Annotated in this window: 24 protein-coding genes, 1 tRNA gene and 1 pseudogene; 17 read left to right on the top strand and 9 right to left on the bottom strand. The window is 61.3% G+C overall.

Features of this window, described 5'->3' with window-relative positions:
- Positions 1-354 precede the first annotated feature (354 nt).
- Positions 355-1467, bottom strand: coding sequence for a pyridoxal phosphate-dependent aminotransferase (locus tag LB564_RS21170; RefSeq protein ID WP_224540662.1), 1113 nt, complete (start codon positions 1465-1467; stop codon positions 355-357).
- 120 nt (positions 1468-1587) lie between these two features.
- Here LB564_RS21170 and LB564_RS21165 point away from each other — a divergent pair, with 120 nt between their 5' ends.
- Complete coding sequence (locus LB564_RS21165) at positions 1588-3252, top strand: tetratricopeptide repeat-containing sulfotransferase family protein (RefSeq protein ID WP_224540660.1); 1665 nt, start codon at positions 1588-1590, stop codon at positions 3250-3252.
- A gap of 193 nt (positions 3253-3445) precedes the next feature.
- Here the strand turns inward: LB564_RS21165 and LB564_RS21160 are convergent, their stop codons facing one another.
- The 3 genes from LB564_RS21160 to LB564_RS21150 all read right to left on the bottom strand — a co-directional run bounded on the left by LB564_RS21160 (position 3446) and on the right by LB564_RS21150 (position 5154).
- The gene (locus tag LB564_RS21160) at positions 3446-4621 is read right to left on the bottom strand and encodes a porin (protein ID WP_224540658.1); all 1176 of its coding nucleotides are present in this window, start codon (positions 4619-4621) and stop codon (positions 3446-3448) included.
- Positions 4622-4717: 96 nt separating this feature from the next.
- Positions 4718-4969 carry a GIY-YIG nuclease family protein gene (locus LB564_RS21155; protein WP_140618505.1) on the bottom strand — a complete coding sequence of 84 codons (252 nt, stop codon included), beginning with the start codon at positions 4967-4969 and terminating at the stop codon, positions 4718-4720.
- 94 nt (positions 4970-5063) lie between these two features.
- Positions 5064-5154, bottom strand: a tRNA-Ser gene (locus LB564_RS21150).
- A gap of 451 nt (positions 5155-5605) precedes the next feature.
- On the opposite strand from LB564_RS21150, the gene LB564_RS21145 reads away from it, so the two are divergent.
- Both LB564_RS21145 and LB564_RS21140 read left to right on the top strand, forming a co-directional pair.
- Positions 5606-6769, top strand: coding sequence for a porin (locus LB564_RS21145; RefSeq protein ID WP_224540656.1), 1164 nt, complete (start codon positions 5606-5608; stop codon positions 6767-6769).
- A gap of 241 nt (positions 6770-7010) precedes the next feature.
- On the top strand, positions 7011-8087 hold the full coding sequence (locus LB564_RS21140; protein WP_224540654.1) for a tyrosine-type recombinase/integrase: 1077 nt from the start codon (positions 7011-7013) through the stop codon (positions 8085-8087).
- 20 nt (positions 8088-8107) lie between these two features.
- Here the strand turns inward: LB564_RS21140 and LB564_RS21135 are convergent, their stop codons facing one another.
- Positions 8108-9040 (bottom strand): alpha/beta fold hydrolase, encoded by a 933-nt coding sequence (locus LB564_RS21135; RefSeq protein ID WP_224540651.1) that lies wholly within the window; start codon positions 9038-9040, stop codon positions 8108-8110.
- 107 nt (positions 9041-9147) lie between these two features.
- Positions 9148-11181, bottom strand: coding sequence for a lytic transglycosylase domain-containing protein (locus LB564_RS21130; RefSeq protein WP_224540650.1), 2034 nt, complete (start codon positions 11179-11181; stop codon positions 9148-9150).
- Positions 11182-11532: 351 nt separating this feature from the next.
- On the opposite strand from LB564_RS21130, the gene dapA reads away from it, so the two are divergent.
- The 3 genes from dapA (at position 11533) to LB564_RS21115 (ending at position 13704) form a co-directional block, all read left to right on the top strand.
- Complete coding sequence (gene dapA / locus LB564_RS21125) at positions 11533-12414, top strand: 4-hydroxy-tetrahydrodipicolinate synthase (RefSeq protein WP_224540648.1); 882 nt, start codon at positions 11533-11535, stop codon at positions 12412-12414.
- Positions 12415-12439: 25 nt separating this feature from the next.
- A complete protein-coding gene (smpB, locus tag LB564_RS21120; protein ID WP_027144197.1) occupies positions 12440-12919 on the top strand; it encodes an SsrA-binding protein SmpB in 480 nt (159 codons plus the stop codon).
- Positions 12920-12993: 74 nt separating this feature from the next.
- Positions 12994-13704 (top strand): GH25 family lysozyme, encoded by a 711-nt coding sequence (locus LB564_RS21115; RefSeq protein ID WP_224540646.1) that lies wholly within the window; start codon positions 12994-12996, stop codon positions 13702-13704.
- Between the two features lie 62 nt (positions 13705-13766).
- Here LB564_RS21115 and LB564_RS21110 read toward each other — a convergent pair whose 3' ends face one another.
- Entirely contained in the window at positions 13767-14690 is a 924-nt protein-coding gene (locus LB564_RS21110) for a DMT family transporter (protein ID WP_140710631.1), read from the bottom strand.
- A 144-nt stretch (positions 14691-14834) separates the two neighbouring features.
- Between LB564_RS21110 and LB564_RS21105 the strand changes: the two genes are divergently transcribed.
- The gene (locus LB564_RS21105; RefSeq protein WP_140710633.1) at positions 14835-15308 is read left to right on the top strand and encodes an Lrp/AsnC family transcriptional regulator; all 474 of its coding nucleotides are present in this window, start codon (positions 14835-14837) and stop codon (positions 15306-15308) included.
- A 35-nt stretch (positions 15309-15343) separates the two neighbouring features.
- Here the strand turns inward: LB564_RS21105 and LB564_RS21100 are convergent, their stop codons facing one another.
- Both LB564_RS21100 and LB564_RS21095 read right to left on the bottom strand, forming a co-directional pair.
- Positions 15344-15997 carry a uracil-DNA glycosylase gene (locus tag LB564_RS21100; RefSeq protein WP_224540644.1) on the bottom strand — a complete coding sequence of 218 codons (654 nt, stop codon included), beginning with the start codon at positions 15995-15997 and terminating at the stop codon, positions 15344-15346.
- Positions 15998-16008: 11 nt separating this feature from the next.
- The gene (locus tag LB564_RS21095; RefSeq protein ID WP_027144193.1) at positions 16009-16590 is read right to left on the bottom strand and encodes an NYN domain-containing protein; all 582 of its coding nucleotides are present in this window, start codon (positions 16588-16590) and stop codon (positions 16009-16011) included.
- Between the two features lie 337 nt (positions 16591-16927).
- Between LB564_RS21095 and rpoZ the strand changes: the two genes are divergently transcribed.
- From rpoZ to LB564_RS21045, 10 genes and pseudogenes are all read left to right on the top strand, one after another.
- Positions 16928-17329 carry a DNA-directed RNA polymerase subunit omega gene (rpoZ, locus tag LB564_RS21090; protein WP_127276203.1) on the top strand — a complete coding sequence of 134 codons (402 nt, stop codon included), beginning with the start codon at positions 16928-16930 and terminating at the stop codon, positions 17327-17329.
- A gap of 128 nt (positions 17330-17457) precedes the next feature.
- On the top strand, positions 17458-19686 hold the full coding sequence (locus LB564_RS21085) for a RelA/SpoT family protein (RefSeq protein ID WP_140710637.1): 2229 nt from the start codon (positions 17458-17460) through the stop codon (positions 19684-19686).
- A gap of 24 nt (positions 19687-19710) precedes the next feature.
- Positions 19711-20289 (top strand): orotate phosphoribosyltransferase, encoded by a 579-nt coding sequence (gene pyrE / locus LB564_RS21080; RefSeq protein WP_140710639.1) that lies wholly within the window; start codon positions 19711-19713, stop codon positions 20287-20289.
- Positions 20290-20300: 11 nt separating this feature from the next.
- A complete protein-coding gene (locus tag LB564_RS21075; protein ID WP_224540642.1) occupies positions 20301-20681 on the top strand; it encodes a VOC family protein in 381 nt (126 codons plus the stop codon).
- 336 nt (positions 20682-21017) lie between these two features.
- Positions 21018-21644 (top strand): DUF2062 domain-containing protein, encoded by a 627-nt coding sequence (locus tag LB564_RS21070; protein ID WP_224540640.1) that lies wholly within the window; start codon positions 21018-21020, stop codon positions 21642-21644.
- Positions 21641-22054 carry a holo-ACP synthase gene (gene acpS / locus LB564_RS21065; protein ID WP_224540638.1) on the top strand — a complete coding sequence of 138 codons (414 nt, stop codon included), beginning with the start codon at positions 21641-21643 and terminating at the stop codon, positions 22052-22054. The genes LB564_RS21070 and acpS overlap by 4 nt, the downstream gene beginning before the upstream one ends.
- A gap of 78 nt (positions 22055-22132) precedes the next feature.
- Positions 22133-22882: a signal peptidase I gene (gene lepB / locus LB564_RS21060; RefSeq protein ID WP_224540635.1), complete on the top strand. Its 750-nt coding sequence runs from the start codon at positions 22133-22135 to the stop codon at positions 22880-22882.
- Positions 22883-22886: 4 nt separating this feature from the next.
- Positions 22887-23600 carry a ribonuclease III gene (rnc, locus tag LB564_RS21055; RefSeq protein ID WP_140710648.1) on the top strand — a complete coding sequence of 238 codons (714 nt, stop codon included), beginning with the start codon at positions 22887-22889 and terminating at the stop codon, positions 23598-23600.
- Positions 23585-24517, top strand: a complete 933-nt coding sequence (gene era / locus LB564_RS21050) for a GTPase Era (protein ID WP_224540634.1) — start codon at positions 23585-23587, stop codon at positions 24515-24517. Before rnc ends, era begins: the two co-directional genes overlap by 16 nt.
- A gap of 41 nt (positions 24518-24558) precedes the next feature.
- Positions 24559-25403, top strand: a pseudogene (locus tag LB564_RS21045) (aminoglycoside phosphotransferase family protein).
- Positions 25404-25942: the final 539 nt, after the last annotated feature.

The following is a 25942-nucleotide window of genomic DNA, read 5'->3' as shown; positions in this document are numbered from 1 at the left end:
GCGGCAAGACAGGCTTTCTGGCACGGGCGCTCCAACTCGATCTCGCACCAGCGGCATCCGAAATCGCTCGCGCGCTCCAGCTGGATACTGGCTATGTCATCAGAATCCTTCGCAAATTCTCTGCCGCCGGTCTGACGGAAACGCGCTCCGGCCCTGACGTCATGCGTCGGCGCATTCTCTCACTCACGCAACGCGGCCTGGCGGCATTGACCAGCCTTCAGGCCGCGGCGGATCGCGATCTTGCTCGCTTGACCGCGGCCTTGGGCGACCAGGATGCCGTCGAGTTGTCGGACATGCTCGCGCGCCTCAGCTCTCTGCTCGATACGGCGGTGGCTTCCGATGTCTGGAAATGCCTTAGTTTCCGCGCGCCGCTGCCAGTGCACCAGGCAATTCCTCGGCGAAGATATCCAGTTCGTGGTCGAGACCGACGCTGACGCGGATGCAGCGGTCGAGCCCTGGCGCCATCGGCTTGCGGATGAAGACGTCGCGCGACAACAGTCCCTGCAACACTTTCAGAGCGAAAGCACCGTCATGGCCGCAGTCGATGGTGACGAAATTGGTCGCCGAGGCGAGCGGCTTCAGCCCGTTCTGCTCGGCGACAGCAGCGATGCGCCGCCGTCCGGTTGCCACCCGCGCCACCACCGTCTCGAGATAGGCCTGGTCGGCGAGCGCCTCGACGCCGGCGATCTGTGCCATGCGGCTGACACCGTAGTGGTTGCGGATCTTCTCGAAGTCGCTGATGACTTGCGTCTCGGCCAACGCATAGCCGCAGCGTATGCCGGCAAGCCCGTAGGCCTTGGAGAAGGTGCGCATACGGATGACGTTGGGCCTGGAAACATCGATCGGCGGCAGGGCCGAGGCCGGCCCCAACTCGCCATAGGCCTCGTCGAGCACCAGCATCGTGGTTTCCGGCAAGGCCTCGATGAAGCGGATGATTTCATCCGCCTCCCACCAACTCCCCATGGGATTGTCCGGGTTGGACAGATAGACCAGCGGCGCCTTATCCCTGACGACCGCAGCCAGCAGGCCGTCCAGGCTTTCGCGATCGTTCTCGTAAGGGACGGTCACCAGCCTTCCGCCGACGCCGGCAACATGGAAGTTGAAGGTCGGATAGGCGCCAAGCGAGGTGACCACCGCATCGCCAGGCGCCACATACATGCGCGCCACCAGGCTGAGCAGGCCGTCAATGCCTTCACCGACAACGACGTTATCGACCGCCACGTCGTGGTGCGCGGCGGCCGCAACCTTGAGATCGTAATTGTCGGGATCGCAATACATCCACTGGTCGCGCGCGACGCGCTCCATGCAGGCTATGACGCGCGGCGAAGGACCAAAGCTGCTCTCATTGGCGCCGATGCGGGCGCGAAAAGCGCGCCCGCGCTCACGCTCCTGCGCTTCGGGGCCAACGAACGGCACGGTCGACGGAAGTGCTGCGATGATTGGAGTCAAAAGGGGGCGTTGGCGCATGGCGGAAGCTCGCTTGGAAGGGGCCTTCTTGCTAACGTGCCGGCCTATTCGGTGCAAGTTGCTCGCAGGCAGCAATTTGTCATGCTGGATTCGGCCGTCTCTTTTTGATAGCCAGACACGATGAACAATCGTCTGCCGCCTGCCTGGTCCAAGCATCTGAAAACTCCGTCCGGACCGAAAAATCCGCAGCCGAAAATCGCCGAACCCAAAGCAGGCCCGCTATCACGCGCGCAGGCCGATGACGCACTGCTCAGGCGAGCGGTAGAACTTCATCGGGCAAATCGGTTGCCGGAGGCGGAGGCGCTGTGTCAGCGTGTATTGGCTCATGCCCCGCGACATCCTCTTGCCTTGTATCTCCTGGGAAGCTTCGCGCTCGGGCTGGATGACGAGATGGCCATTCGCTGTTTTGAGCGAGCGGTAAAGGAGGCACCTCAAAATCCCCATTACCACCTGACCCTGGGTGAAACCTATTTGAAAGTCGGCGAGCATGTGGATGCAATCAGGCATTTCGAGCGTGCTTGCGAACTGAAGGCCGACTGGGTCGAGGCGCTTTGCGCGCTGGGCCGCGCCTACACCGGATTCGGTAAAGCCGACGTGGCGGTCCCACTCTTTGAGAAAGCGCTCAAGATCGACGGCGGCCGTTCCGCTATCCGAATAGGGTTGGCCAACGCGCTTGTAAGCTTGGGCCGGATGGATGAGGCGGCAAACTACATGAAAGAGGCGATCGCCCGTCGCCAGGATGTCGCCGCTGCCTACAACGGCCTGGTCAGCATACGAAAATTCAAGGAAGAGCCGGCGGAGCTAAAATCCATTCTGGCCGAACTGAAAAATCCGGCGCTTGATAACAAAAGCATACAACAGCTCCACTATGCGGCCGGGAAGGTGCTCAACGATATCAGGCGCTATGACGAGGCGATGGGCCATTTTCAGCAGGCAAAGCGCTCGACCCGCGGCTTTGACCTGGAGGCTTATCGCAACAGCGTCGATTTCCTGATCGAACTGTTCAGCCCCGGGATGCTGGCCGCCAAGGCAGGACATGGGAGCTCTTCGGAAGTGCCTGTCTTCGTGCTTGGCATGCCACGTTCGGGCACCACTTTGACCGAGCAAATCTGTGCGAGCCACCCGGATGCTTATGGCGCTGGCGAGTTGACAAAACTCAGGCGCATCACGAACAGTCTCGCGCCCAAAACGCGCTCGCCGGAAGAATTGCGAAGCTCCATCCTGACCATGACGGTGGATCAGTCGAAGGCTTTGGCTGAAGACTATCTTGCCCATATCCGGCAACGATCCCCCAACGCCCGGTGTATCGTCGACAAATTGCCGCATAACTTTGAACTTATCGGCCTTATAAGGCTTCTGTTTCCCAAGGCACGCATCATTCATTGCCGTCGCGATGCTATCGACAACTGCCTCTCGTGCTATTTCCTGAGTTTCAATGAGGACAATAACTATACCGCTGATCTCCGGACACTCGGACTGTATTATCGCGAATACGACCGGCTTATGCGTCACTGGGATGGGGTTTTTCCAGGGCAAATCCTTGAGAACCGTTATGAGGACATGGTCTCCGACCAGGAAGCGCAATCGCGCCACTTGATCGACCATCTGGGTCTGCCCTGGGACGATGCCTGTCTGCGGTTCTTCGACAAGCCAGGTTCGGTGAACACGTTCAGCCGCTGGCAGGTTCGACAACCGATCTACACCTCCTCGGTCAATCGCTGGAAGGCTTATGGAGGTTCAATCCAGCCGCTGATCGATGCCTTGGGTGATCTGGCCGGCGGCTGATTCAGCGCCAGCGGTTCGGCGTTTCGCGGAAACGTTCTATCTATTTGTTCCAACGCAATCCCTAAGGGAAAGCGCTACTCACCTGCTGGGAAAACCGCTGCACACAGGCCCGTGGCGAAGCTGCATTTTGCCGCTACCACGAAAAAACCCGGCGGTTGCCCGCCGGGTTTTCGATTTCGCCAAGGCGAATTGATTAGAAGTCGCGCTGGAAGCGGAGGAGACCGCCGACATTGTCCTTCTTGGTCGCCAGAACCCAGACGGAGTCATTGTCGATGGCGCCCTGACCGACGCGCTGCCAGTCGACTTCGGCCGTAACCGTAAGGCCGGGAACGACGGTGTAGGCGACGTTCGCCGCTACACCGATGTCCTTCCAGTCGTCATACGAAGCCTGGAGGTTGAACGAGGTCTTCTCGTTGAACTTGTAGGTGCCACCGCCCCACACTGCCCAGTTGCCGCCCCACTGCTTGTAGAAGCCGCGACCGAGCGCGTCGATGTTGTTGCTCGAATCGTTGAGGTTGTTGTCGGAACCATATCCGACCATGGCAAACAGCGACAATTCGTTGGAGACGTTGACGTCCAGGCGAACCTTGCCGGCAACTTCTTCGTAGTTGCTGTCATAGGCGACAACGCCGGTGATCGCACCCCAGCCCTGCGTCCACTTCACGCCGCCGACGACATGCGGAACGTAGCTATCGATCGAATCGAAGCCGGAGCCCTCTTCGAGCGAGACCACGGCCGAGAAGCCGTTGCCGGCATCGAAATAGTACTGGACGACGTTGGTCTGGAAAGCGCCGTAAGGGACGATCGTGTCGTTGATGACGTTGCCGGCATAGCCGATGAACGTATCGAAGGCCGATTCGTCAGCGCCTACGCGCAGGCCACCGAGCTGGATCCAGGCGAATTCCAAGGCACTGCTCTTGTTCCCTGCCCGCCAGCCATTTGGTCCATTCTGGGAGATGGTGCGGCCGTCATCATAGTCGCCGTAATTGTTGCCGAAGTTGATGCGGTATTCGGTGTAGGTCTTCAACGTGCCGAGTTCGGTTTCCTGGCCGGTCCAGGTCTTCAGCGTGAAGCGGGTGTTCTTCCAATAGGTCGAGTCGGTGTCGCCAGCGTTCATGTGGTCCGGAACGTGATTGACGCCATCGAACGAGCCGGCATCGCCCACGCCGATGTCCTCGCGGACATAACCGCCGATGCGCAGGCAGGTTTCGGTGCCGGGGATGTAGAAGTAGCCAGCGCCGTAGACGTCGCAGATCTTGACGTATTCAGCGGGCTCCGGCTCGGCGACGACGACGGCGTCGGCGGCGCGCGCACCGGAAACTGCGATCAGGGCCGCAGCGGAGCCGAGGAGAAGGCTCTTGATGTTCATTTTCTGACCTCCAGTCAGAATCGCGAGCGAAGGCCGACGAAAAGCTGCCAGGAGAGCCGTTTTCCTTTTTATTTCAGTTAGATAATATGGTGACAATCAGCGAGGCGCGGTCTGCAAGAAACGCTTGGTTGCGAAAGCCTTGCCCGATCCGGTCTTGAAATATCTCTCGAGTTGGCGAGCGTTGGCCTCGGTTTCGACCGCGATGTAGCTCTTCAAGGCTACGGGCAGGTAGGCCTTTGTCGATGGAACATTGCCCAATCGGTGCGATTCGGTGCGGCGTCGAAGGTCGTTTGTCGATCCGACATAGATATCGCCGTTACGGAGCTCCAGGAAATAGACGTACCACATGGTCCCCCTACGCTACTTCGTAGCTTCGCGCGACACTCCTACGCCCAAATGCGGTTCCTGGTGGCCTGCCACCCGAAGCCCGCAGGGCGTAGGGTGGCGGAGAGGATGGGATTCGAACCCACGAGAAGCTTTTGACCTCTACTCCCTTAGCAGGGGAGCGCCTTCGACCACTCGGCCACCTCTCCGTTGAGGCGCTGGATAAAGAAAAGCGCCGGCACAATCAACAAGCCCGCGTCATTAATATGGAAAATAACGCCGCGCCGGCGCCGCGGATTTCCGCGATGCGGCGGTTATGCGGCAAATCCCTGGCCGGTGACTCGCGGCCTCGCCATGATTCCGTCGGCCGAATGTCGGATTCGGCGGGAAATAGCCGATTGCGGCGGGCCTGATGGTTAACGAGAGCTTTCTGAGTGAGGCCAAATCGTGTCATTTGTGCAACAACGCTGGGGGATAGCAGCCGAACAGCCCTTTCGCTGGTACGATCGTTGTTGAACGCCGCCGGCTCATGGGTAATGTCGGTCTCGAGGAAGCGGCGCGGTGCGCATCTTTTTCGGTAGTGGGGATGGGGCAGGGAACGCTGTCCTTCAGCAAAGAATACCCAGACCCGTTTTTTAACTTTTGACTGGAGGTCAGAAAATGAACATCAAGAGCCTTCTTCTCGGCTCCGCTGCGGCCCTGATCGCAGTTTCCGGTGCGCGCGCCGCCGACGCCGTCGTCGTCGCCGAGCCGGAGCCCGCTGAATACGTCAAGATTTGCGACGTCTACGGCGCTGGCTACTTCTACATCCCCGGCACCGAAACCTGCCTGCGCATCGGCGGCTATATCCGTTACGACATCGGCGTGGGCGATGCCGGCTCGTTCGATGGCGTCAACAACGTTGCCGACCACATGGACGATGGCAACCATGACACCTACTGGAAGCAGGCCCGCTTCACGCTGAAGACCTGGACTGGCCAGGAAACCGAACTCGGCACCTTGAAGACCTACACGGAAACCCGCTTCAACTTCGGCAATAGCTACGGTGATTATGAATTCGGCGATCCGGATGGTGGTGGTTCCAAGACTTCTACCAGCTGGCAGGCTCGCAACAGCGGCGTTTCGCTGAATTTCGCCTGGATCCAGCTCGGTGGTCTGCGCGTTGGTAAGGATGAATCGGCCTTCGATACGTTCATCGGCTACGCCGGTAACGTCATCAACGACACGATCGTCCCCTACGGCAATTTCGACACCAACGTCGTTCAGTACTACTTCGACGCGGGCAATGGCTTCTCGGCCGTGGTCTCGCTTGAAGAAGGTTCGGGCTCCGACACGATTGACAGCTATGTCCCGCATGTCGTCGGCGGCGTGAAGTGGACTCAGGGTTGGGGCGCGCTCACCGGCGTCGTTTCCTATGACAGCAATTACGAAGAAGTTGCCGGCAAGGTCCGTTTGGATGTCAACGTCTCCAACGAGCTGTCGCTCTGGATCATGGGCGGCTACGGCAGCAACGACAACCTCGAAGACTGGAATGACGGTCGCGGCTTCTACAAGCAGTGGGGCGGCAAGTGGGCAGTGTGGGGCGGTGGCACCTACAAGTTCAACGAGAAGACCTCGTTCAATCTCCAGGCTTCGTATGATGACTGGCAGGACATTGGTATCGCGGCAAACATTGCCTACGACGTGGTTCCCGGCTTCACGGTTACGGCCGAAGTCGACTACCAGCGCGTTGGCCAGGACGCTATCGACCATGACAACGTGTGGGTTGGTGCGACCAAGAAGAGCAACATCGGCGGTATCCTCCGCTTCCAGCGCTCCTTCTAAGGGCTGGTTCCTTACAGGTGAAATCCAGCCCGGGCGCACAAACGCCCGGGCTGTTTTTGTTTCGTGGCTGGGTCAACGCAAACGAAGGAAGAGGGGGAATCGGTAGCTGAACAGATCCGCAGGGTTGGTTTCGTGGGATCCGCGGTGGGCGGGTGAGATCACGACTGTGTGATTTAATCTCTTGAAAGGACGCTCCCAAGCGGATAGGGCTGATCCCATCCACTCGGGGGAGTGACGGATAATGACCAACGAAGCGATTCAAGAGGGATACTCCTCTGATCAGTTTTCGACGTTTTCTTCTCAGAATTCGAAGATCAACTACACGTACAACAAGATAAGAGAAGTAAAGTCATACCGGGTCGGAGAGCTTTTTTCAGCTTATCGAGACATACTGTGGGATGATGGGCGGCATAAATATAATGTGAGCTCCTTCATCGGCGAGATAGACGAGATCCTCCTTGGGGAGCGTTTCAGCGCCTTTGACCAGAGTACCCTGGACAACCTTATCGGCACCTTGCGCCAGCGCGGCAACAGCAACGCAACCATCAATCGAAAGATGGCTGCCCTCAGCAAACTGCTGCGCAAGGCTTACAAGATGGGAGATGTTCACAGCCTGCCCGAGTTTCGCCGCCAGAAGGAGCGGGCGGGACGGATTCGTTTCCTCGAGAGGGACGAAGAGGCCAGGCTGTTTGCCGCCATCAAGAGCCGCAGCGAGGATGCTTACCGACTTTCCGTCTTCCTGGTCGACACCGGATGCCGTCTTGGCGAAGCGCTCGGGCTGATCTGGAACGACATCCAGGAACACCGTGTCTCCTTCTGGATCACCAAGTCCGGCCGCAGCCGCACCATTCCGATGACCGAGCGGGTCAAGGAGGTCATCAAGCTGCCTCCATCCGAAGGGCGTCGACCCAAGGGCCCGTTCACCAAGCTCAGCCAGGCGCAGTATCGCGCGATCTGGAACGATGCGAAGGCGGAAGTCGGGCTTGGCGCCGACGACCAGGTCGTGCCGCACATCCTGCGCCACACCTGCGCTTCGCGCCTTGTCCAGGGCGGCATCGACATCCGCCGGGTGCAGATGTGGCTCGGTCACCAGACCTTGTCGATGACCATGCGCTACGCGCATCTGGCCACCAATGATCTCGATGGTTGCGTTGTCGTGCTGGAGAAGCCTCGGTGTGAGCAATCGGCAAGCGACACCGAAACCTCTGTATTTTCCTCTCCGGTGACAACGCCTTCACCCGGCAAGGCTGAGCGGAAACAGGGCGATGCGCGGAAGATTTCGCCGAAAGCGCCTCGGAAGAATTCAAAAGCCAAATAGGCTGTCGAGATTGGACTATACTATGGTGACTGCCCCAAGGCTCCGCTTGGTCTTGGGGTTATTTGCCGCTGTTCCTCTGCTTGATCCAGAAAGCGCGCGATGTCGTTGGGCAGGCTGCCGGTCTCCAGGAAAGGTGCGTGCCCCTGACCTGGAACGGTGATTGTGTCGGCGCCGGGATGACGCCTTCGTATCTCCGCCAGCGTTTCGGGCGACAATAGCCTCGAATTGGCGCCGCGTATGACGAGCAGCGGAATTGCCGCCAACGCGTCGAACTGCTGCCAAAGAGTTGGCAATGGCTGTGACAGGTCGAGATTGGCAACCGTATCGACCAGCTTCGGATCGAAATCGGGCAACAGCCCCTGATTCGTTTCCCGATAGAGCGCGCGCACCATTCGCTCCCAATCCGCATCGGTGAGCGCTGAAAAATCCTGACCATGAACCTTACGCTGGGCGTCCACCGCCTCGGTGAGGGTTTTCGGCTTCGGCACGCGTTCGAGATAGGCCTGGATGTGGGCGAGGCCGGCGGGTTCGATCACCGGCCCGATATCGTTGAGCACGATGGCTTTCAGTGCCGCCGGTTGCATCGCGCCAAGCACATGGATGATCAGCCCGCCGCGCGAGGTGCCGGTGAAGGCCGCCTGCTCGATGCCGAGGGCCGCCAGCCCGGCAAGGATGTCGCCGGCCTCGACGCCGACATTATAGTGGCTGACATCGGGATCGTAGGCTGACTGTCCGCGCCCGCGATAGTCGAAAGCAATGACCTTGCGGGGAAGGGCGGATCGCGTCGAGAGATAGAGCGCCAGTTCGTGAAAATCCCGCGCGTTGCGCGTCAAGCCAGGCAGGCAGACGACCGGCCAGTGCGCGGAATTGCCTTCGCCATAGACACGCGCGTGAAGCCTCAGCCCATCTGGCGCGGCGTAGAAGAAGTCGGAGAAATCTGGATTGCTCGTCATGGAACGGACGCCTTGGCCGCGGGATCGTCCACGACTGCTATAGACGCGGCGCCGGAGGGTCAAACGGGAAAGGCTTCTCCTTGGGTCCGCGAGGGAAAGCAGGAGCCTCAGCCGCGTCCCTTCACGAGATCGCCGACGATGTCGTACCTGCCGGAAATACGCATCTTGTAGACCTCGTAATTCTCCATCACGCGCTGAACGTAACTTCTTGTTTCCGTGTAGGGAATCCGCTCGATCCAGTCCACCACCGCATCGATGTCCTTGCCGCGCGGGTCACCATATTTCGCCACCCACTGGCTGGCGCGGGTAGGGCCGGCATTGTAGCCCGCGAACGTCAGCACATAGGAGCCGTTGAAGCGATCGAGCTGTTCGCCGAGGAACGCCGAACCAAGCGTTGCGTTGTAGCCGGCGTCGGTGGTCAACCTGGCCTGCGAAAACTGCAATCCGGCCTTCTTGGCCAATTGCTTCGCGGTCCCAGGCATCAGCTGCAGCAGCCCGCGCGCGCCGGCGCTGGATACGGCGCCGATGTTGAATTCGCTTTCCTGACGGGCGATCGCATAGGCCAGCGCCTTGCCCGAACCGGAAATATTGGCCGAATCGGGGATGACGCCAAGCGGATGCGACAGCGCGCCCACATCGATGCCGCGCGCCCCGGCGATCTTGCCGATTTTCAGCGCCATGAAATGGTTGTCCTGCTTTTCCGCGAGGATTGCGAGCAGGGCCAATTCGCCCGGGCTGGTCAACTGCCCGGCAAGGTCGCGATAGAGCGTTTCGGCATAGCGGTCGTAGCCTGCCTCCTGCAGGCGCTTGATGGCGCTGACGGCTTCGCGGGCCGCGAAGTTCTGCCGGTCGGCGGCACTCGGCTGGGGATAGACGATGTTGAGCGCCTGCCGGCCGACGCGTTCGGCCGCCAACTGGCCGTAAAACGTCGTGCCATAGGTCGCCGCGCGTCCAAAATAATCCTTGGCATTGCCGGGGCCGCCGACTTCCGCCGCGCGGCCGAGCCAGTAATAGGCACGCGACAGCGTCATCGGCCCCTGCGCAAGGTCGGCGATGCGCGCGAAATGCGTCGCCGCGAGCTTGGGATCGTTCAGGCCGCGCAGCGCATACCAGCCGGCATGGAACTCGGCTTCCGCCGCATTGGCCGCGCTTTCGGCGGCATGCATGGCGACTATTCCGTATGCGGTTTTCATGTCGCCCTGGTCGACCAGCTCGCGCGACAGAACCCGGCGTTCGACCCACCAGGCATCCGGATCGACCAGGGAGTCTCGGTCCGACGGCGCCTTCATGACAACCGCCGCGGCGCCCGCGAAATCCTCCTGCTTGCGCAGATATTCGGCCTGCGCAAAGAAATAGCCGGCAGAACGCTGCGCCACCGGCACCGCCTTCAGCAGTTTGGCCGCATTCTTGTCGCCTCTGTCGGCCGCGGCCCAGGCGTCGGCAAGCGACTGGGCGCCTGCGAGGCCGGCGACACGCAAGGCGGAATTCACCCGGTCGGCATAGAACATGCGCTCCATGCGAAAACGGTGATCGGCCGCAGGAACAAGACTGCCGAATTCCTTGATCAGAGCCGTCTCGTCCTTGGCTTCCAGGAGCGCGGTCCGCCAGAACGGCACCAGCACGGACCGCGCCGCCTTGGCGTCGCCTTGCGCTACATAGGCGCGGGAAAGCACCATCACGCCTTCGAATGTCTGCGGCTGGCTGCCGTCGAAGGCCTTGACGACGATGTCCGCCGCCGGGTTCTCGCGATAGAGCGCGCGCTCGCTGTTCTTGCGCAACGCAACGGTGCCTGGCCAGTTGGGCAGCATCTTCGCGGCCGCCGCGATATCCCCGCTCGGAACCTTGTCTCCGCCGTAAAGGGCGATCGCCCAGGCCAATATGTGCTGGTCGAGCAATTGTGCGGGTAAAGCGTCACGCACACCGCGCGCGCTGGCAATATCGCCGGCCGCCAGTGCATCCAGTCCGCTTTTCAGGAGCGCGACACCGGGCGAGGGGGCCTGTTGTTGCACCTTGTCCTGTACACCAGGCATCGGGATGGCCGAGGTGACCCGCACATCGACGCTGCCGCTGATCGCCACGCCGGGCATCAGCGCGGCGATGGCGCCAAGAAGCGCGAACAAATGGGGCCGACCGGTCGGCATGGTCTGCGTGTCTTTCCTTAATCCAGCATTTTACCAGCAGGCGAAGCAGCCTCGAAGCCTAAACTTAGGTCGTGAAGGGCTCGTAAACAAAGGGTTATCGAGGCCGTTCGAATTACGCTTGCTGGCACCATGGCAATGCTTGCCGCGCAACAATGTCGAGACTATGGTGCGCGGCTTCGCTTTCGGTTAGAAGGCGCGCACGACAAAACACCGATGCATGTCGCCCAAAAGTGGATACCGGTTTTGGGGCAACGACATGCATAACCAACAAAGTCCATGTCGCCCAAAAGTGGATACCGGTTTTGGGGCAACGACATGCATGAACCAAGAAGTCCCAGGGAGTTGGACGACATGCTGAGAGGCTCGCTTACCGCGCTCGTGACACCGTTCGAAAAGACCGGGCGTTTCGACGAGAAAGCCTTTCGCGCGTTCGTCGAATGGCAGCTGGGCGAAGGCACGACGGGTCTGGTTCCCGTGGGCACGACCGGCGAGTCGCCGACGCTCTCTCATGACGAGCATCGCCATGTCGTCCAGGTCTGTGTCGAGGTGGCCAAGGGCCGCGCACCGGTCGTTGCCGGCGCCGGCTCCAACAACACCGAGGAGGCTGTTGGCCTCGTGCAATATGCCGAGAAGGCTGGCGCCGATGCCGCCCTGGTCGTTACGCCCTATTACAACAGGCCGACACAGCGCGGCCTCTACGAGCATTTCGCCGCCGTCGCCAGGGCGACCAAGCTGCCGATCATCATCTACAACATCCCGCCGCGCTCGGTGATCGACATGACACCGGAAACGATGGGCCGGCTGGTGCACGACTTCAAGAACATCGTCGGCGTCAAGGACGCGACCGGCAAGGTCGAGCGTGTGTCCGAGCAGCGCATGACCTGCGGCAAGGATTTCATCCAGCTTTCGGGCGAGGATGCCTCCGCGCTCGGCTTCAACGCGCATGGCGGCGTCGGCTGCATCTCGGTGACATCGAACGTCGCGCCGCGGCTCTGCGCCGAGTTCCAGGAAGCGACGTTGTCCGGCGACAGCGCCAAGGCGCTCGACCTGCAGGACCGTCTGTTGCCGCTGCATAAGGCGATCTTCCTGGAGCCGGGCGTCTCCGGCGCCAAATACGCGCTGTCGAAGCTCGGCAAGGTCGAGAACGTTCTGCGCTCGCCGTTGGTGACCGTCGAGCCGGCAACGGCCGAGAAGATCGATGCGGCCATGAAGCACGCCGGCTTGATTAATTAAGGATGAGGCGCCACCTCTCCACATCATGAATCAAGTCAGAAAAGCCGATCCCAACAACAAAACCGTTGCGGAGAACCGCAAGGCGCGGTTTTCCTATGAGGTGCTCGACACGATCGAGACCGGCTTGGTGCTGACAGGCACCGAGGTCAAATCGCTGCGCCAGGGCCAAGCCAACATCCAGGACAGCTATGCCTCGGTCGAAGGCGGCGAGATCTGGCTGATCAACTCCTATCTGCCGGAATATCTGCAGGCCAACCGCTTCAATCACGAGCCCAGGCGGCGCCGCAAACTGTTGCTCAACAAGCGCGAGATGGCAAAACTGTCGCAAAGCGTCGACCGCGAAGGCATGACGCTGGTGCCGCTGAAAATCTATTTCAACGACCAGGGGCGCGCCAAGCTCTTGCTTGCCGTTGGCCGCGGCAAGAAACTGCACGACAAGCGCGAGACCGAGAAGCAGCGCGACTGGTCGCGCGAAAAGGGCCGGCTGCTGAAGGAACGTGGGTGACCAGCTAACGGCCTGAAAAAAGCCATCGGTTCCCACTTAAAGGTCGACCAATCTGCGTCCAACAGGGGATGGTCTTGAAGAAGCGGATTGTTCTCTGGGGCTTGGCGAGCCTTGCTCTGGCAAGTGTCGTTGTGGTGGGGGCATTGGTCTATTTTCGCACCTACTCTCCCGACCGGGACAAATATCCGGTCAGGGGCATCGACGTTTCCCATCATCAGGGCCAGATCGACTGGCGGCGCGTTGCCGCTAACGACGTGGCCTTCGCCGTCATCAAGGCGACGGAGGGCGGCGATCATGTCGACGATGCTTTCGCCAGCAATCTGCGCGAGGCCCGCGCCGCCGGACTCGCCGTCGGCGCCTATCATTTCTTCACCTTCTGCCGTCCGGGTGCCGACCAGGCCAGGAATTTCATCTCGGTGGTGCCGCACGATCAGCCCTTGCTGCCGCCCGTGGTCGATATCGAGTTCGGCGGCAACTGCCCGCAACGCCCGTCACCCGAGCAACTGAATGCCGAACTCCAGGCTTTCCTCGGGCCTGTCGAGGCTGCGTTCGGCAAGCCGGCGATCGTCTATCTGACCGACGAAGCCGAGGCTGCCTATGCCGGGCAAATCGCCGCTCGGCCACTTTGGCTCCGCTCATTGCTCATGGAGCCGGACCGCCATGACTGGATCTACTGGCAGTACCACAACAAGGGGCGCGTCGACGGCATTGAGGGGGACGTCGACCTGAACGTCTTACAGGGCGGGCAGGAGAAATTGGCGGCGCTGCTGGCCGCCAGGCCTTGATGGACATATCCAATCTGGTGCCGGTCAGGTTCTTCCAAAGCCTTCGCACCTCTGGACACCATTCACGATCCAGCCGATGTCGGGGCAGCCAGATTTTCCCTGGCGCCGCGTCGGCCCATCGCCGAATAACCCATCCCGGCGGCCATGATGGCGATGGCCACGCATTGGATCGCCAGCGGCGTCTCGCCAAGCACGACCGTGCCGACCATCACGGTTGCGATCGGCACACCCGGCAGGAACAGCGATGCCGCCTGCGAGCCCAATTGGTCGACAATGTAAGTGTAGAGGAACATTGCGGCAGCGCCCGCGAGCAGACCTTGAATCACGATCTGGCTGACGATCTCGGCGCCCGCGGCGGCATGGAGGCCGCTTGGCGCGAAGACATAGAGAAGTGGTAGCGGCAGGCAGGACAAAAGCACGACGCTCGCGGTCGCCGTGACCGGATCGACACGCCATCGCTGCACAAGGACGGCATAGGCGGAAAACATCGCGCCCGATCCGATGAACAGCACGTCCCCGAACAGGACATCACCGGCGCCGGCGCGCGCCGGCGCTATGAACAGCAACAAGCCGGCGATGATTGTGGCCACGCCAATGATCCGTCGGCGCGACGCGCTTTCCCTCAGCAGCGATAACAGGAACGAGAAAAAGACGATCGAGGCAGGGCAAAGTGCTGCGGCATGGGCGGCGGGCGCATGGGTCAGGCCCCAGTTGATGATCAGCGGATAGGGCAATCCGGCCAGCACCGCCAAGGTCAATCCACGCCGCCAACCCAGCGCCGTCATGGTCGCCAGGCCGCGCCTCCAGACGATCGGCAGGAACACCGCGCCGGCACCGGCAAAGCGCAGGCCGGCCATGTCGGTGGCCGTCAGATGCTCCCTGAGGCTGAAGCGGGCGGCCACGAACTGCGCGGCATAGATGGCAATCATGGTGAGGCCGGCGATCACCGCCAGCCTTGTGTTCCCCGCGCCTCGTACGTCCGCCATGTCAGTTCCGCCGTCACATTCATGCCGCCGGGAGGAGACATCCCGACATTGCGATGAAGCGCAGCCTATTGTGGAAATGGCCGCGACAAAATACGCTGTTTTCACAACTTGAAGTGTAATTCACGCAAATGAGGTGGCTTGAACGTGAATCCTGAATCAGGCGACCTCGACGCCGTCGACCGCGGTCTTCTGCGGCTGCTGCAGGAAGATGGACGCCGCACCACGCTTGACCTGGCCGCGCGCGTCGGCCTGTCGCCGACCGGCGCCAGCCAGCGCGTGAAGCGCCTGTTTCGCGACGGGTTCATCATCGCTGTCAGGGCGATTCTCAATCCGGCAAAGATTGGCCGCGGCATGCTTGTCTTCATCGAGGTGCGGCTCGATCACACGGCCCCGCATATCTTTGACCGCTTCGCCGAGGCTGTCGCAAAAGCGCCCGAGGTTCTGGAATGCCACATGGTCGTCGGTGGCTTCGACTATCTGGTGAAGGCGCGCATTGCCGAGATGGCCGACTATCAGGACTTTCTCAAACGCGTCATCCTGCCGCTGCCGGGGGTGAAGGAGACACATACCTATGCCTCGATCGGCGACGTGAAGCCGGACGCCCTGCTGCCGGTGTGACTAGCTGCCGGAGACCGAACGAGACGTCCCGCACCTCAGGTCTCCAGGAATGCCGCGATGTCGCTGAAGACCTTGACGAACATGGCTTCCGTCAAGACACCGGTGTTGGTGTTGTAGCGCGAGCAATGATAGCTCGAAAACAGCGTAATGCCTCCGGCTGGCAATTGCCCGCCATGTTTGAACGGATAGGCGGCGACGCGTTCGCCCAATGCGCGCACGGTCGACTGGTGCGCGATCGATCCCAGCGCCAGCACGGCGCGCAAATTGGGAAAGCGAGCGATCGTCGGCACCAAAAATGTCCGGCAGGTGGTGATCTCGGCTCCCACCGGCTTGTTCTCCGGCGGCACGCAGCGCACCGCGTTGGTGATCGCCGTGCCGACGAGCTCCAGCCCGTCATCGGGCCGCGCCTTGAACTCGCCGCGTGCAAAACCGTGCGCGATCAGCGTCGAATAGAGCAGGTCGCCGGCATAATCGCCGGTGAACGGGCGCCCGGTGCGGTTGGCGCCGCGCAGGCCAGGCGCCAGACCGACGATCAGAAGCCGGACGGTGTCTTCGCCGCCCGGCAGGAAGGTCGGCACTGGCGCATTGAACCAGGACGGTTCACGCTGCCGCCATTCGGCGATGAAGCCATGCAGCCGCGGGCAGAGCGGGCAGTCGCGGCCGGGTTCGGAAGCGGAGAGGGCGGTCAACTCGACCGGCCTCAGTAGTCGTCCTCGTCGACCTCGGCCGGTTCGGGCCGCCTTACGGGCCGCTCGGAGGGATCGCGGCCGACTTCGTTCTTCAGCGTCGCCAGGTCGATGAAATGGTCGGCTTGGCGGCGCAGGTCATCCGAGATCATCGGCGGCTGCGAGGCCATGGTCGAGACGATCGACACCTTGCGGCCACGCCGTTGCAGCGCCTCGACCAGCGTGCGGAAATCGCCGTCTCCGGAGAATATGACATAGTGGTCGACGACGTCGGCGAGTTCCAGCGCATCGACGGTAAGCTCGATGTCCATGTTGCCCTTGATCTTGCGGCGGCCGGTCGAGTCGGTGAATTCCTTGGCCGGCTTGGTCACCACCTTGAAGCCGTTATAGTCGAGCCAGTCGATCAGCGGCCGGATCGAGGAATACTCCTGGTCCTCCACCAGCGCGGTGTAATAATAGGCGCGCAGCAGATAACCACGCTTGTGGAAGCTCGCCAAAAGCTTGCGATAGTCGATGTCGAACCCGAGCGCGCGCGAGGTGGCGTAGAGATTGGCGCCGTCGATGAACAGGGCGATTTTTTCACGAGGGTCGAACATGGAAATAGTCCTTTTCGAAATAAGCGCCGTCTAAACGAAATGCGGTAGCGACTACTGGTCGGGCTCATAATAAACCGGCCGACCTTGGACCAACCGAGATAACGCCAGTTTGGTGGCAATCCAAGGGCGTCCGGCGCACTGCAAGCAATTGTGATCGTGGCGCCGAACCGTGGACGCGGCCCGTTTTGCCAAATCCGGAGTTTGGTGGAGAGCCGGAGTTTGGTGGAGAGATTGAGTGCCGATGGGCCTGCATTGCCATGATGCTTGTATTTTGGCGCCGTTCGGGTTATGGACCGCGCCTGTTTTCCGACACATCCAGGCATGAAAGGGGCAATCCATGGCCCGCGTAACCGTTGAAGATTGCATCGACAAGGTCGACAACCGCTTCGAACTGGTGCTTCTGGCCGGCCACCGCGCCCGTCAGATCAGCCAGGGCGCGCAGATCACCGTCCCGCGCGACAACGACAAGAACCCGGTCATTGCGCTGCGCGAGATTGCCGACGAGACTTTGTCGCCCGACGATCTCAAGGAAGATCTGATCCATTCGCTGCAGAAGCATGTCGAGGTCGACGAGCCCGAAGCCGATGGCGAAGTGATCGCCGACCAGACTGGCGGTGCCGTTGCCGCCGCCGACACCGACGACGCCGAGGACAACGTCACCTTCGATCGCATGACCGAGGAAGACCTGCTGGCCGGCATCGAGGGTCTGGTGCCGCCGGAAAAGAGCGACGACTACTAAGCAAGCGCTCTGGACCTGCCTGGAATACGTTTCCGGCACTTCCGTCCAGTCAGTTTCGTGGCTATCTATGAAATGCGCCGCACACCAGTGCGGCGCATCAATCATTTCAGTACCGCGAGATTGTGCCCATGATGCGTCAGTATGAGCTTGTCGAGCGCGTCCAGCGCTACAAGCCTGACGTCAACGAGGCGCTGCTCAACAAGGCCTATGTCTATGCCATGCAGAAGCATGGCCACCAGAAGCGCGCTTCCGGCGATCCCTATTTCTCGCACCCGCTCGAGGTCGCGGCCATCCTCACCGAGATGCACATGGACGAGGCGACCATCGCTGTCGCCCTGCTGCACGACACCATCGAGGACACCACTGCGACGCGGGCCGAGATCGACGATCTGTTCGGCCCCGAAATGGGCAAGCTGGTCGAGGGCCTGACCAAGCTCAAGAAGCTGGACCTCGTCTCGAAAAAGGCGGAGCAAGCGGAAAACCTGCGCAAGCTTCTGCTGGCGATCTCGGAAGATGTGCGCGTGCTGCTGGTCAAGCTCGCCGACCGTTTACACAACATGCGCACCCTCGATCACATGCCCGAGGCCAAGCGCCTGCGCATCGCCGAGGAGACGATGGACATCTATGCGCCGCTGGCCGGGCGCATGGGCATGCAAGGCATGCGCGAGGAGCTGGAAGAGATCGCCTTCCGCTTCATCAATCCGGAAGCCTACCGCGCCGTCACCGCCCGCCTGGCCGAGATCTTCGAGCGCAACAAGGGCGTGCTGACCGACATTGAAAAGGCGCTGTCGGCACTGTTTGAGAAGCATGCCATCAACGCTGGTGTGAAGAGCCGGCAGAAGAAGCCGTGGTCGGTGTTCCGCAAGATGGAGGCCAAGGCGCTGTCCTTCGAGCAACTGTCCGACATTTTCGGCTTCCGCGTCGTCGTCGACACCGTCGAGGACTGCTATCGCGCGCTGGGTGCCATCCACACCACCTGGTCGATGGTGCCTGGCCGTTTCAAGGACTACATCTCGACGCCGAAGCAGAACGACTACCGTTCGATTCACACCACCATCGTCGGTCCTTCGCGCCAGCGCGTCGAATTGCAGATCCGCACCCGCGAGATGAACAAGATCGCCGAATACGGCGTCGCCGCTCATTCCATCTACAAGGACACCGGTGGCAAGACGAACGGCGCCGGCCATGCAATCTCGAAGGAAACCAACGCCTACGCCTGGCTGCGGCGCACCATCGAGCAACTGGCCGAGGGCGACAACCCGGAAGATTTTCTCGAAAACACCAAGCTGGAGCTGTTCCAGGACCAGGTGTTCTGCTTCACCCCAAAGGGCATGCTGATTGCCTTGCCGCGTGGCGCCACGCCGATCGATTTCGCCTATGCCGTCCACACCGATGTCGGCGACACTTGCGTCGGCGCCAAGGTCAATGGCCGCATCATGCCGCTGATGACGGAACTGAAGAATGGCGACGAGGTCGAGATCATCCGCTCCAAGGCGCAGGTGCCTCCGGCCGCGTGGGAATCGGTCGTCGTCACCGGCAAGGCGCGCGCCGCCATCCGCCGCGCCACCAAGAACGCCATCCGCAAGCAGTATTCGGGTCTCGGCGCGCGTATCCTGGAGCGTGCCTTCGAGCGGGCCGGCAAGACCTTCGCCAAGGAAAGCCTGAAGCCCGTCCTGCACCGGCTGGCGCGCAAGGACATCGAGGATGTGCTGGCGTCCGTCGGTCGCGGAGAACTGGCTTCCACCGATGTCATGAAAGCGGTCTTCCCCGACTACAAGGACGAGCGCGTCACATCAGCGGCTCCCAAGCAGCGCGAGGAGGGCTGGTCGAAGATCCGCAACGCCGCCGGCATGCTGTTCCAGATACCTGGCCGGGCCGCGCGCAAGGACAAGGACCAGCCAGGCGCCGGCGCCGTGCCGATCCGCGGCGTGCGGGGCGACCTGCCGGTGCGCTTCGCGCCGGAAGGCGCGGTCCCTGGCGACCGTATCGTCGGCATCGTTCAACCGGGCACGGGCATTACCATCTATCCGATCCAGTCGCCGGCGCTGCAGGCTTTCGACGACCAGCCGGAGCGCTGGATCGACGTCCGTTGGGACATTGACGAGCGCACCAAGGAGCGGTTTCCCGCGCGGGTCTCTGTCACCGCCATCAACGCGCCGGGATCGCTCGCCGACATCGCCCAGGTCGTTGCCTCCAACGACGCCAACATCCACACGCTGTCGATGGTGCGCACCGCGCCCGATTTCACCGAGATGCTGATCGATCTCGAAGTCTGGGACCTGAAGCATCTCAACCGGCTGCTGTCGCAGCTCAAGGACAATTCGAGCGTCAGCGATGCACGGCGCGTCAATGGCTAGCGATAGCCGACCATGGGGGACGAGATGAACACCGACGAAGTGCTGGGCATATTCCGTGAGGCTGGCGCTGTTCTGGAGGGTCATTTCATCCTGACGTCGGGCCTGCGCAGTCCGGTCTTCCTGCAGAAGGCACGGGTGTTCATGCATGCCGACAAGACCGAGCGGCTGTGCAGGGCGCTGGCGCAGAGGATCCGCGCCGCGGTGCCAGGCAAGATCGACTATATTGTTGGCCCGGCGATTGGCGGGCTGATCCCGGCTTACGAAACCTCGCGCCATCTTGGTGTGCCGGCAATCTGGGTGGAGCGGGAAGGGGGCGAGTTCCGCTTGCGGCGCTTCGAGATCGACAGAGGCGCGCGCGTCGTCATCGTCGAGGACATCGTCACCACCGGCCTGTCGATACGCGAAACCATCGATTGCCTGCGCGAGCTTGGCGCGGAGGTGGTCGCGGCCGCCTGCATCATCGACCGCTCGGCTGGCAAGACCCATGTTGGCGTGCCGCTGATCGCGCTTGCCGAATATGAGGTTCCAGCCTATCCGCCGGACAGGTTGCCGCCGGAGCTTGCCGCCATCCCGGCCATCAAGCCCGGCAGCCGCAACATCTGAGGAGGGGTCGAATGATCGCCGGCATCGACCATTTCGTGTTGACGGTCCGCTCGGTTGAACAAACCTGCGACTTTTACCGACGCGTCCTTGGCATGCGGCGCCTGGATCAGCCGAACCGGCCGACGGCGCTTCTGTTCGGCTCGCAGAAGATCAACCTGCACGAAGTCGGCCGCACTTTCGAGCCGAAGGCAAAGACGCCGATGCCGGGTTCTGGCGATTTCTGCCTCGTGGCGGCGGAGCCTCTCGACGAAATCCAGGCCAGCCTCGCGGCCAACGGCGTTGCCATCGAAGTCGGTCCGGTCGAACGCATCGGCGCGCGAGGGCCTATGATATCGGTCTATTTCCGCGATCCCGACGAAAATCTGGTCGAGGTCAGCGAATATCTGAAATAAGGCACGGTGCCTGGAAGGGCATCATGGACCTGCCTCCGGATGGCAACCTTGTCGAAGTCAGCCAGTATCCGCGGCCGCATATCGAGCATCAGACTGCGACAATTAGCCGAAGACCACTTCTCAAATTCGCCGCGATTGTCCGATGTTGAAGACGGACCTGCCAAAATCTGGCGGTGCGGCTGCTGCGCGGACCGCCTTCGGTTGTTGTCGGGGTTGCGGATAGCTATATCAAAGTCGCGATTGCCTTTCGGCGACCGTAAAGCGCAAGATATGGTGGCGAAGCCTGGCCGGAAAAAGCCGGCGTGCAAGCTGTGAATTGTCGGGAATAGGAAGAGAGTGCTTTTTCGTCGCCGCAAGCCTGATGGCCTTTTCGAGCGGGTGCGCACCTATCTGTGGCCGCGCCGTTCGTTTTCGCGCTCGCTCCAATATTTCTCCAAGCGCATTCTGCGGCTGAAGGCCACCCCACACGCGGTGGCGGCGGGTGTCGCGGCGGGTGTCTTTGCTTCCTTCTTCCCCGTGGGTTTCCACTTCATCATTGCCGCCGTTCTGTGCTGGGTGATCGCCGGCAATCTCGTGGCGGCGGCACTCGGCGCTGTTTTCTTCGGCAATCCGCTGACCTTTCCGATCTTGTGGGGCGCTTCCTGGGAAACCGGCAAGCTTATCCTGCATGATCGCCTGCCCGCGCATGGCCCTCCGGCGCATCTGGGCGAGATGCTGCACACGCTTTCCTTCGCGAAACTCTGGCATCCCGTTCTGGAACCGATGCTGATCGGGGCGGTGCCGCTCGGGCTGGTGTTCGGCCTCGTGTTCTACGGCATCACCCGCTGGGGCATGAATGTCTTCCGCGAGCAAAGGCGCAAGCGGCTGGCCGAGCGCGCGAGACGCCGTGAGCATTCGCCTCATCCCGGCGGAAGCGTTGGTTCCGCTCATCCCGGCGGAAGCGTCGGTTCCGCCGCCCAATGATCATCGGCATCGGCAGCGACCTGATTGATATCAGACGCATCGAGAAATCGCTCGAGCGTCATGGCGAGCGCTTCATCCACAGAATCTACACCGAACTGGAACAGGCACGTTCGGAGAACCGGCGCGCCCGTGCGGCTTCCTACGCCAAGCGCTTTGCCGCCAAGGAGGCTTGCGCCAAGGCACTGGGCACCGGTCTGGCACAGGGCGTGTTCTGGCGCGACATGGGTGTCGTCAACCTGCCCAGCGGCGCGCCGACCATGGCGCTGACCGGTGGCGCGCTGGCGCGGCTGGAAAAGATCCTGCCCCGAGGCCATCGGGCAGCGATCCACCTCACCATCACCGATGATTTCCCGCTCGCTCAAGCCTTTGTGATCATAGAGGCGGTCCCGGTCGAAGAAGCGCCACATTGATTGCATCTGACGACCGGCATTGACGTTGCCCAGCGCGCGCCGAGACTCTATACCATCCAACGCACAATCGAGGACGACATGAGCGTGGCTGAAAAATCCCAGAAGAAATCCGGCGGGCTTGGCGAAACCGTCAGCGTCATCGTCCAGGCGCTTTTGCTCGCCCTGGTCATTCGCACGCTGCTGTTCCAGCCGTTCTCGATCCCGTCGGGCTCGATGCGGCCGACGCTTCTGGAAGGCGACTACCTGTTCGTCACCAAATGGTCCTACGGCTATTCACGCTATTCGCTGCCCTTTGGACCGGACATTTTCTCGGGCCGCATCTGGGGCTCCGAGCCCAAGCGTGGTGACGTGGTGGTGTTCAAGTTCCCGCCGGATCCGTCCGTTGACTACATCAAGCGCGTCATTGGCCTGCCCGGCGACAAGATCCAGATGAAGGATGGCCAAGTCTTCATCAACGGCGTCGGCGTGCCGCGCGTCAAGACCGGCCAGATCGACAATCCCGACATCACGGAGAAGGATTATCCGATCGATGTCTATCGCGAGACGCTGCCCGATGGCGTCAGCTACGACACGCTGGACCTGTCGCCGAACTCGATCGGTGACAACACCCGCGAATTCGACGTGCCCGCCGGCCATTATTTCATGATGGGCGACAACAGGGACAATTCCGCCGACAGCCGCTTCACCGTCGGCTATGTTCCGGCCGAGAACCTGGTCGGCCGCGCCAACCTGGTCTTCTTCTCGATCGCCGGCAAGGCAAGCCCGCTCGAAATCTGGAAATGGCCGTCGCTGATGCGCGCTTCGCGCCTATTCCATTTCGTCAACTAGGGTCATGGCGGCACCAAAACGGTTGACCGCCGATGCGCTCGCCGAAGCGCTCGCGGAACGCACGGGCCACGCCTTCGCCGATCGCCGGCGCCTGCAGCGTGCTCTTACCCATGCCAGTGCGCGGGGCGCCAATGCCGGCACCGATTATGAGCGGTTCGAGTTTCTCGGCGACCGGGTTCTTGGTCTTGTTGTCGCCGACATGCTGCTGTCCGCTTTTCCCGACGCCGCGGAAGGCGAGTTGTCGCTGCGGCTCAATGCGCTCGTCAACGCCGAGGCGCTTTCCGAAATCGCCGAGGATATCGGGCTGCCGGACCTGATCCGGGCCGGATCGGACGTGCGCGGGCTCGAGGGGCGCAAGCGCGTCAACCTGCGTGCCGATGCATTGGAATCGCTGATTGCCGTGCTTTATCTCGACGGTGGTCTGGAAGCGGCTCGCGCGTTCATCCACAAATACTGGCGGCCGCGTTCGCAGGCCTCGGGCGCGGCACGCCGCGACGCCAAGACCGAATTGCAGGAATGGGCGCATCAGGCGGCGAGTGCGGTTCCCGCCTATCAGATCGACGGCCGCGAAGGCCCCGATCACGATCCGCTGTTTACCGTCAGCGTCAGGGTCGGCGCGTTTCAACCGGCAACCGGCAGCGGCCGTTCCAAGCGCGAGGCCGAACAGGCCGCCGCGGCTGCCCTTCTGTTGCGCGAAGGTGTATGGAACGCAGCATGACAGATATTGAAACTGCTGAAGCCCCTGCCACGCATTCCGGCTTTGTCGCGCTGATCGGTGCGCCCAACGCCGGCAAGTCGACGCTGGTCAACCAACTGGTCGGCGCCAAAGTCTCGATCGTCACCCACAAGGTGCAGACGACACGCGCCATCGTGCGCGGCATCGCCACGCACGACAACGCGCAGATCGTCTTCGTCGACACGCCGGGCATCTTCAAGCCCAAGCGGCGGCTGGACACGGCGATGGTGACCACCGCCTGGGGCGGCGCCAAGGATGCCGATATCGTCCTGCTGCTGATCGACGCCGAACGCGGCATCCGTGGCGACGCCGACGCCATCCTCGAACGGCTGAAGGACGTGCGCCAGCCGATGGCGCTGATCCTCAACAAGGTCGATCGGGTCAAGCACGAGGCGTTGCTGGCCCTGGCCGCGGCCGCCAACGAGAAAGTGCCGTTCAAACGCACCTTCATGGTCTCGGCGCTGACCGGTTCCGGCTGCAAGGATCTCCTCGACTATCTGGCCCAGGCCCTGCCGGCCGGCCCCTGGTATTACCCGGAAGACCAGATTTCCGACCTGCCGATGCGCCAGTTGGCGGCCGAAATCACCCGCGAAAAACTCTATCTCAGGCTGCATCAGGAATTGCCCTATTCCTCGCATATCGAGACCGAGAAATGGGAAGAGAAGAAGGACGGCTCGGTGCGCATCGACCAGACCATCTATGTCGAGCGCGACAGCCAGAAAAAGATCGTGCTCGGCCACAAGGGCGAGACCATCCGTGCCATCGGCCAGGCGGCGCGGATGGAGATATCAGGCATATTGGAGCAGAAAGTGCATCTGTTCCTGTTCGTGAAAGTGCGCGAGAACTGGGGTGACGATCCCGAACGCTACCGCGAGATGGGTCTGGAGTTTCCGCATTAGGGCATGATCCCGAGCAAGAGGGTCTGTTTTCGGGAAAGATCATGCTTGAGGTCGCGATTGATGTCGCCTTGGTGCGCCGCCTGATTGCCGCGCAATTCCCGCATTGGAAGAATCTTGCGGTCAGGCCGGTTGATTTTGGCGGCTGGGACAACAGGACCTTTCATCTCGGCGACGAGATGACCGTGCGGTTGCCGAGCGCCGCTGCTTATCCCTGCAAGTGGAAAAGGAACACCGCTGGCTGCCGAAATTGGCGCCGCTGTTGCCATTGCCCATTCCGGTACCGCTGGCGATGGGCGTTCCGGCCGAGGGCTATCCCTGGCAATGGTCCGTGTATGGCTGGATCGAGGGCGAGACCGCGAAACGGGAACGAATCGCAAATCTGTCGGAATTCGCGGCGGACCTGGCGCGGTTCCTGGTTGCGTTGAAATGCATGGACGCGACAGACGGGCCGGCGCCAGGGCAGCACAATTTCTTTCGCGGCGGGCCGCTCACCGTCTAAGACGGCGAGACCAGGCAAGCGATCTCGACACTCGGCAACCGCATCGATGCCGACGCCGCCACCGCGGTCCGGGAGGCGGCCCTTGCCGCCGCTTGGAAAGGTCCGTCCGTCTGGTTCCATGGCGATGTCAGCCAGGGCAACCCTTTTGGACGAAAAGGCAGGTTGAGCGCGGTGATCGATTTTGGCACCTGCGGTGTCGGTGATCCCTCCCGCGACCTGGCAATTGCCTGGACGCTGTCCGACGGCGAAAGCCGAAACATTTTTCGCGCCAGCATGGCGGCAGATCGAGCGATCTGGGCGCGCGGACGCGGCTGGGCGCTGTGGAAGGCACTGATCACCGCCGCCGGACAGATAGAGATCGCGCCAGCCGAGACCGCGGAAGCGTGACGAGTGATCGATGCGGTGCTGATCGAGCGCGAGGCGTGAGGCAAAGCGTTCGCCGCCCGCATTGGGCTGAGTTCCGGACGGATCAAGAGTTGCTGCTGGGTGCAATCCTTTGGGGATCCCGCTGGGGTGCGTTGACCGCCGAGGGTCGTCCGTATTTATCTTAGAGATCTTATGTACGAATAAGCAAATTCCTGGAATATGTCAGGTATTTTCGCGATAATTGCTTTAAAATACAAGAATAAATCACACTATTGTAGAAAATTCGTATAATAACATTGAAATTGCTACATAAAAATGACGATGTGCCATTTGTGCCAGCTTGACGGGTAGGGAGGTAAGGCTAGTGTTATTTGTGCAACACGGATTTAATCTGTGGTCGGAATCCGGAATATTTGTGGAATTGTCATTGAAGGCGGAAGATTGGTGGGTATGTTCGCCGCGAAAACGGGACGCGGTGCGAGCCTTTTTTCATTGTGGGGGTGAGGCGGGAAAACATATCCGCCAGCCACAATTCAGAAGCCATTTTTCAAACTTGACTG

The sequence above is a fragment of the Mesorhizobium sp. ES1-6 genome (genome assembly GCF_020164775.1).
Lineage (GTDB): Bacteria > Pseudomonadota > Alphaproteobacteria > Rhizobiales > Rhizobiaceae > Mesorhizobium.
This window is presented reverse-complemented; position numbering and strand designations above follow the sequence as displayed.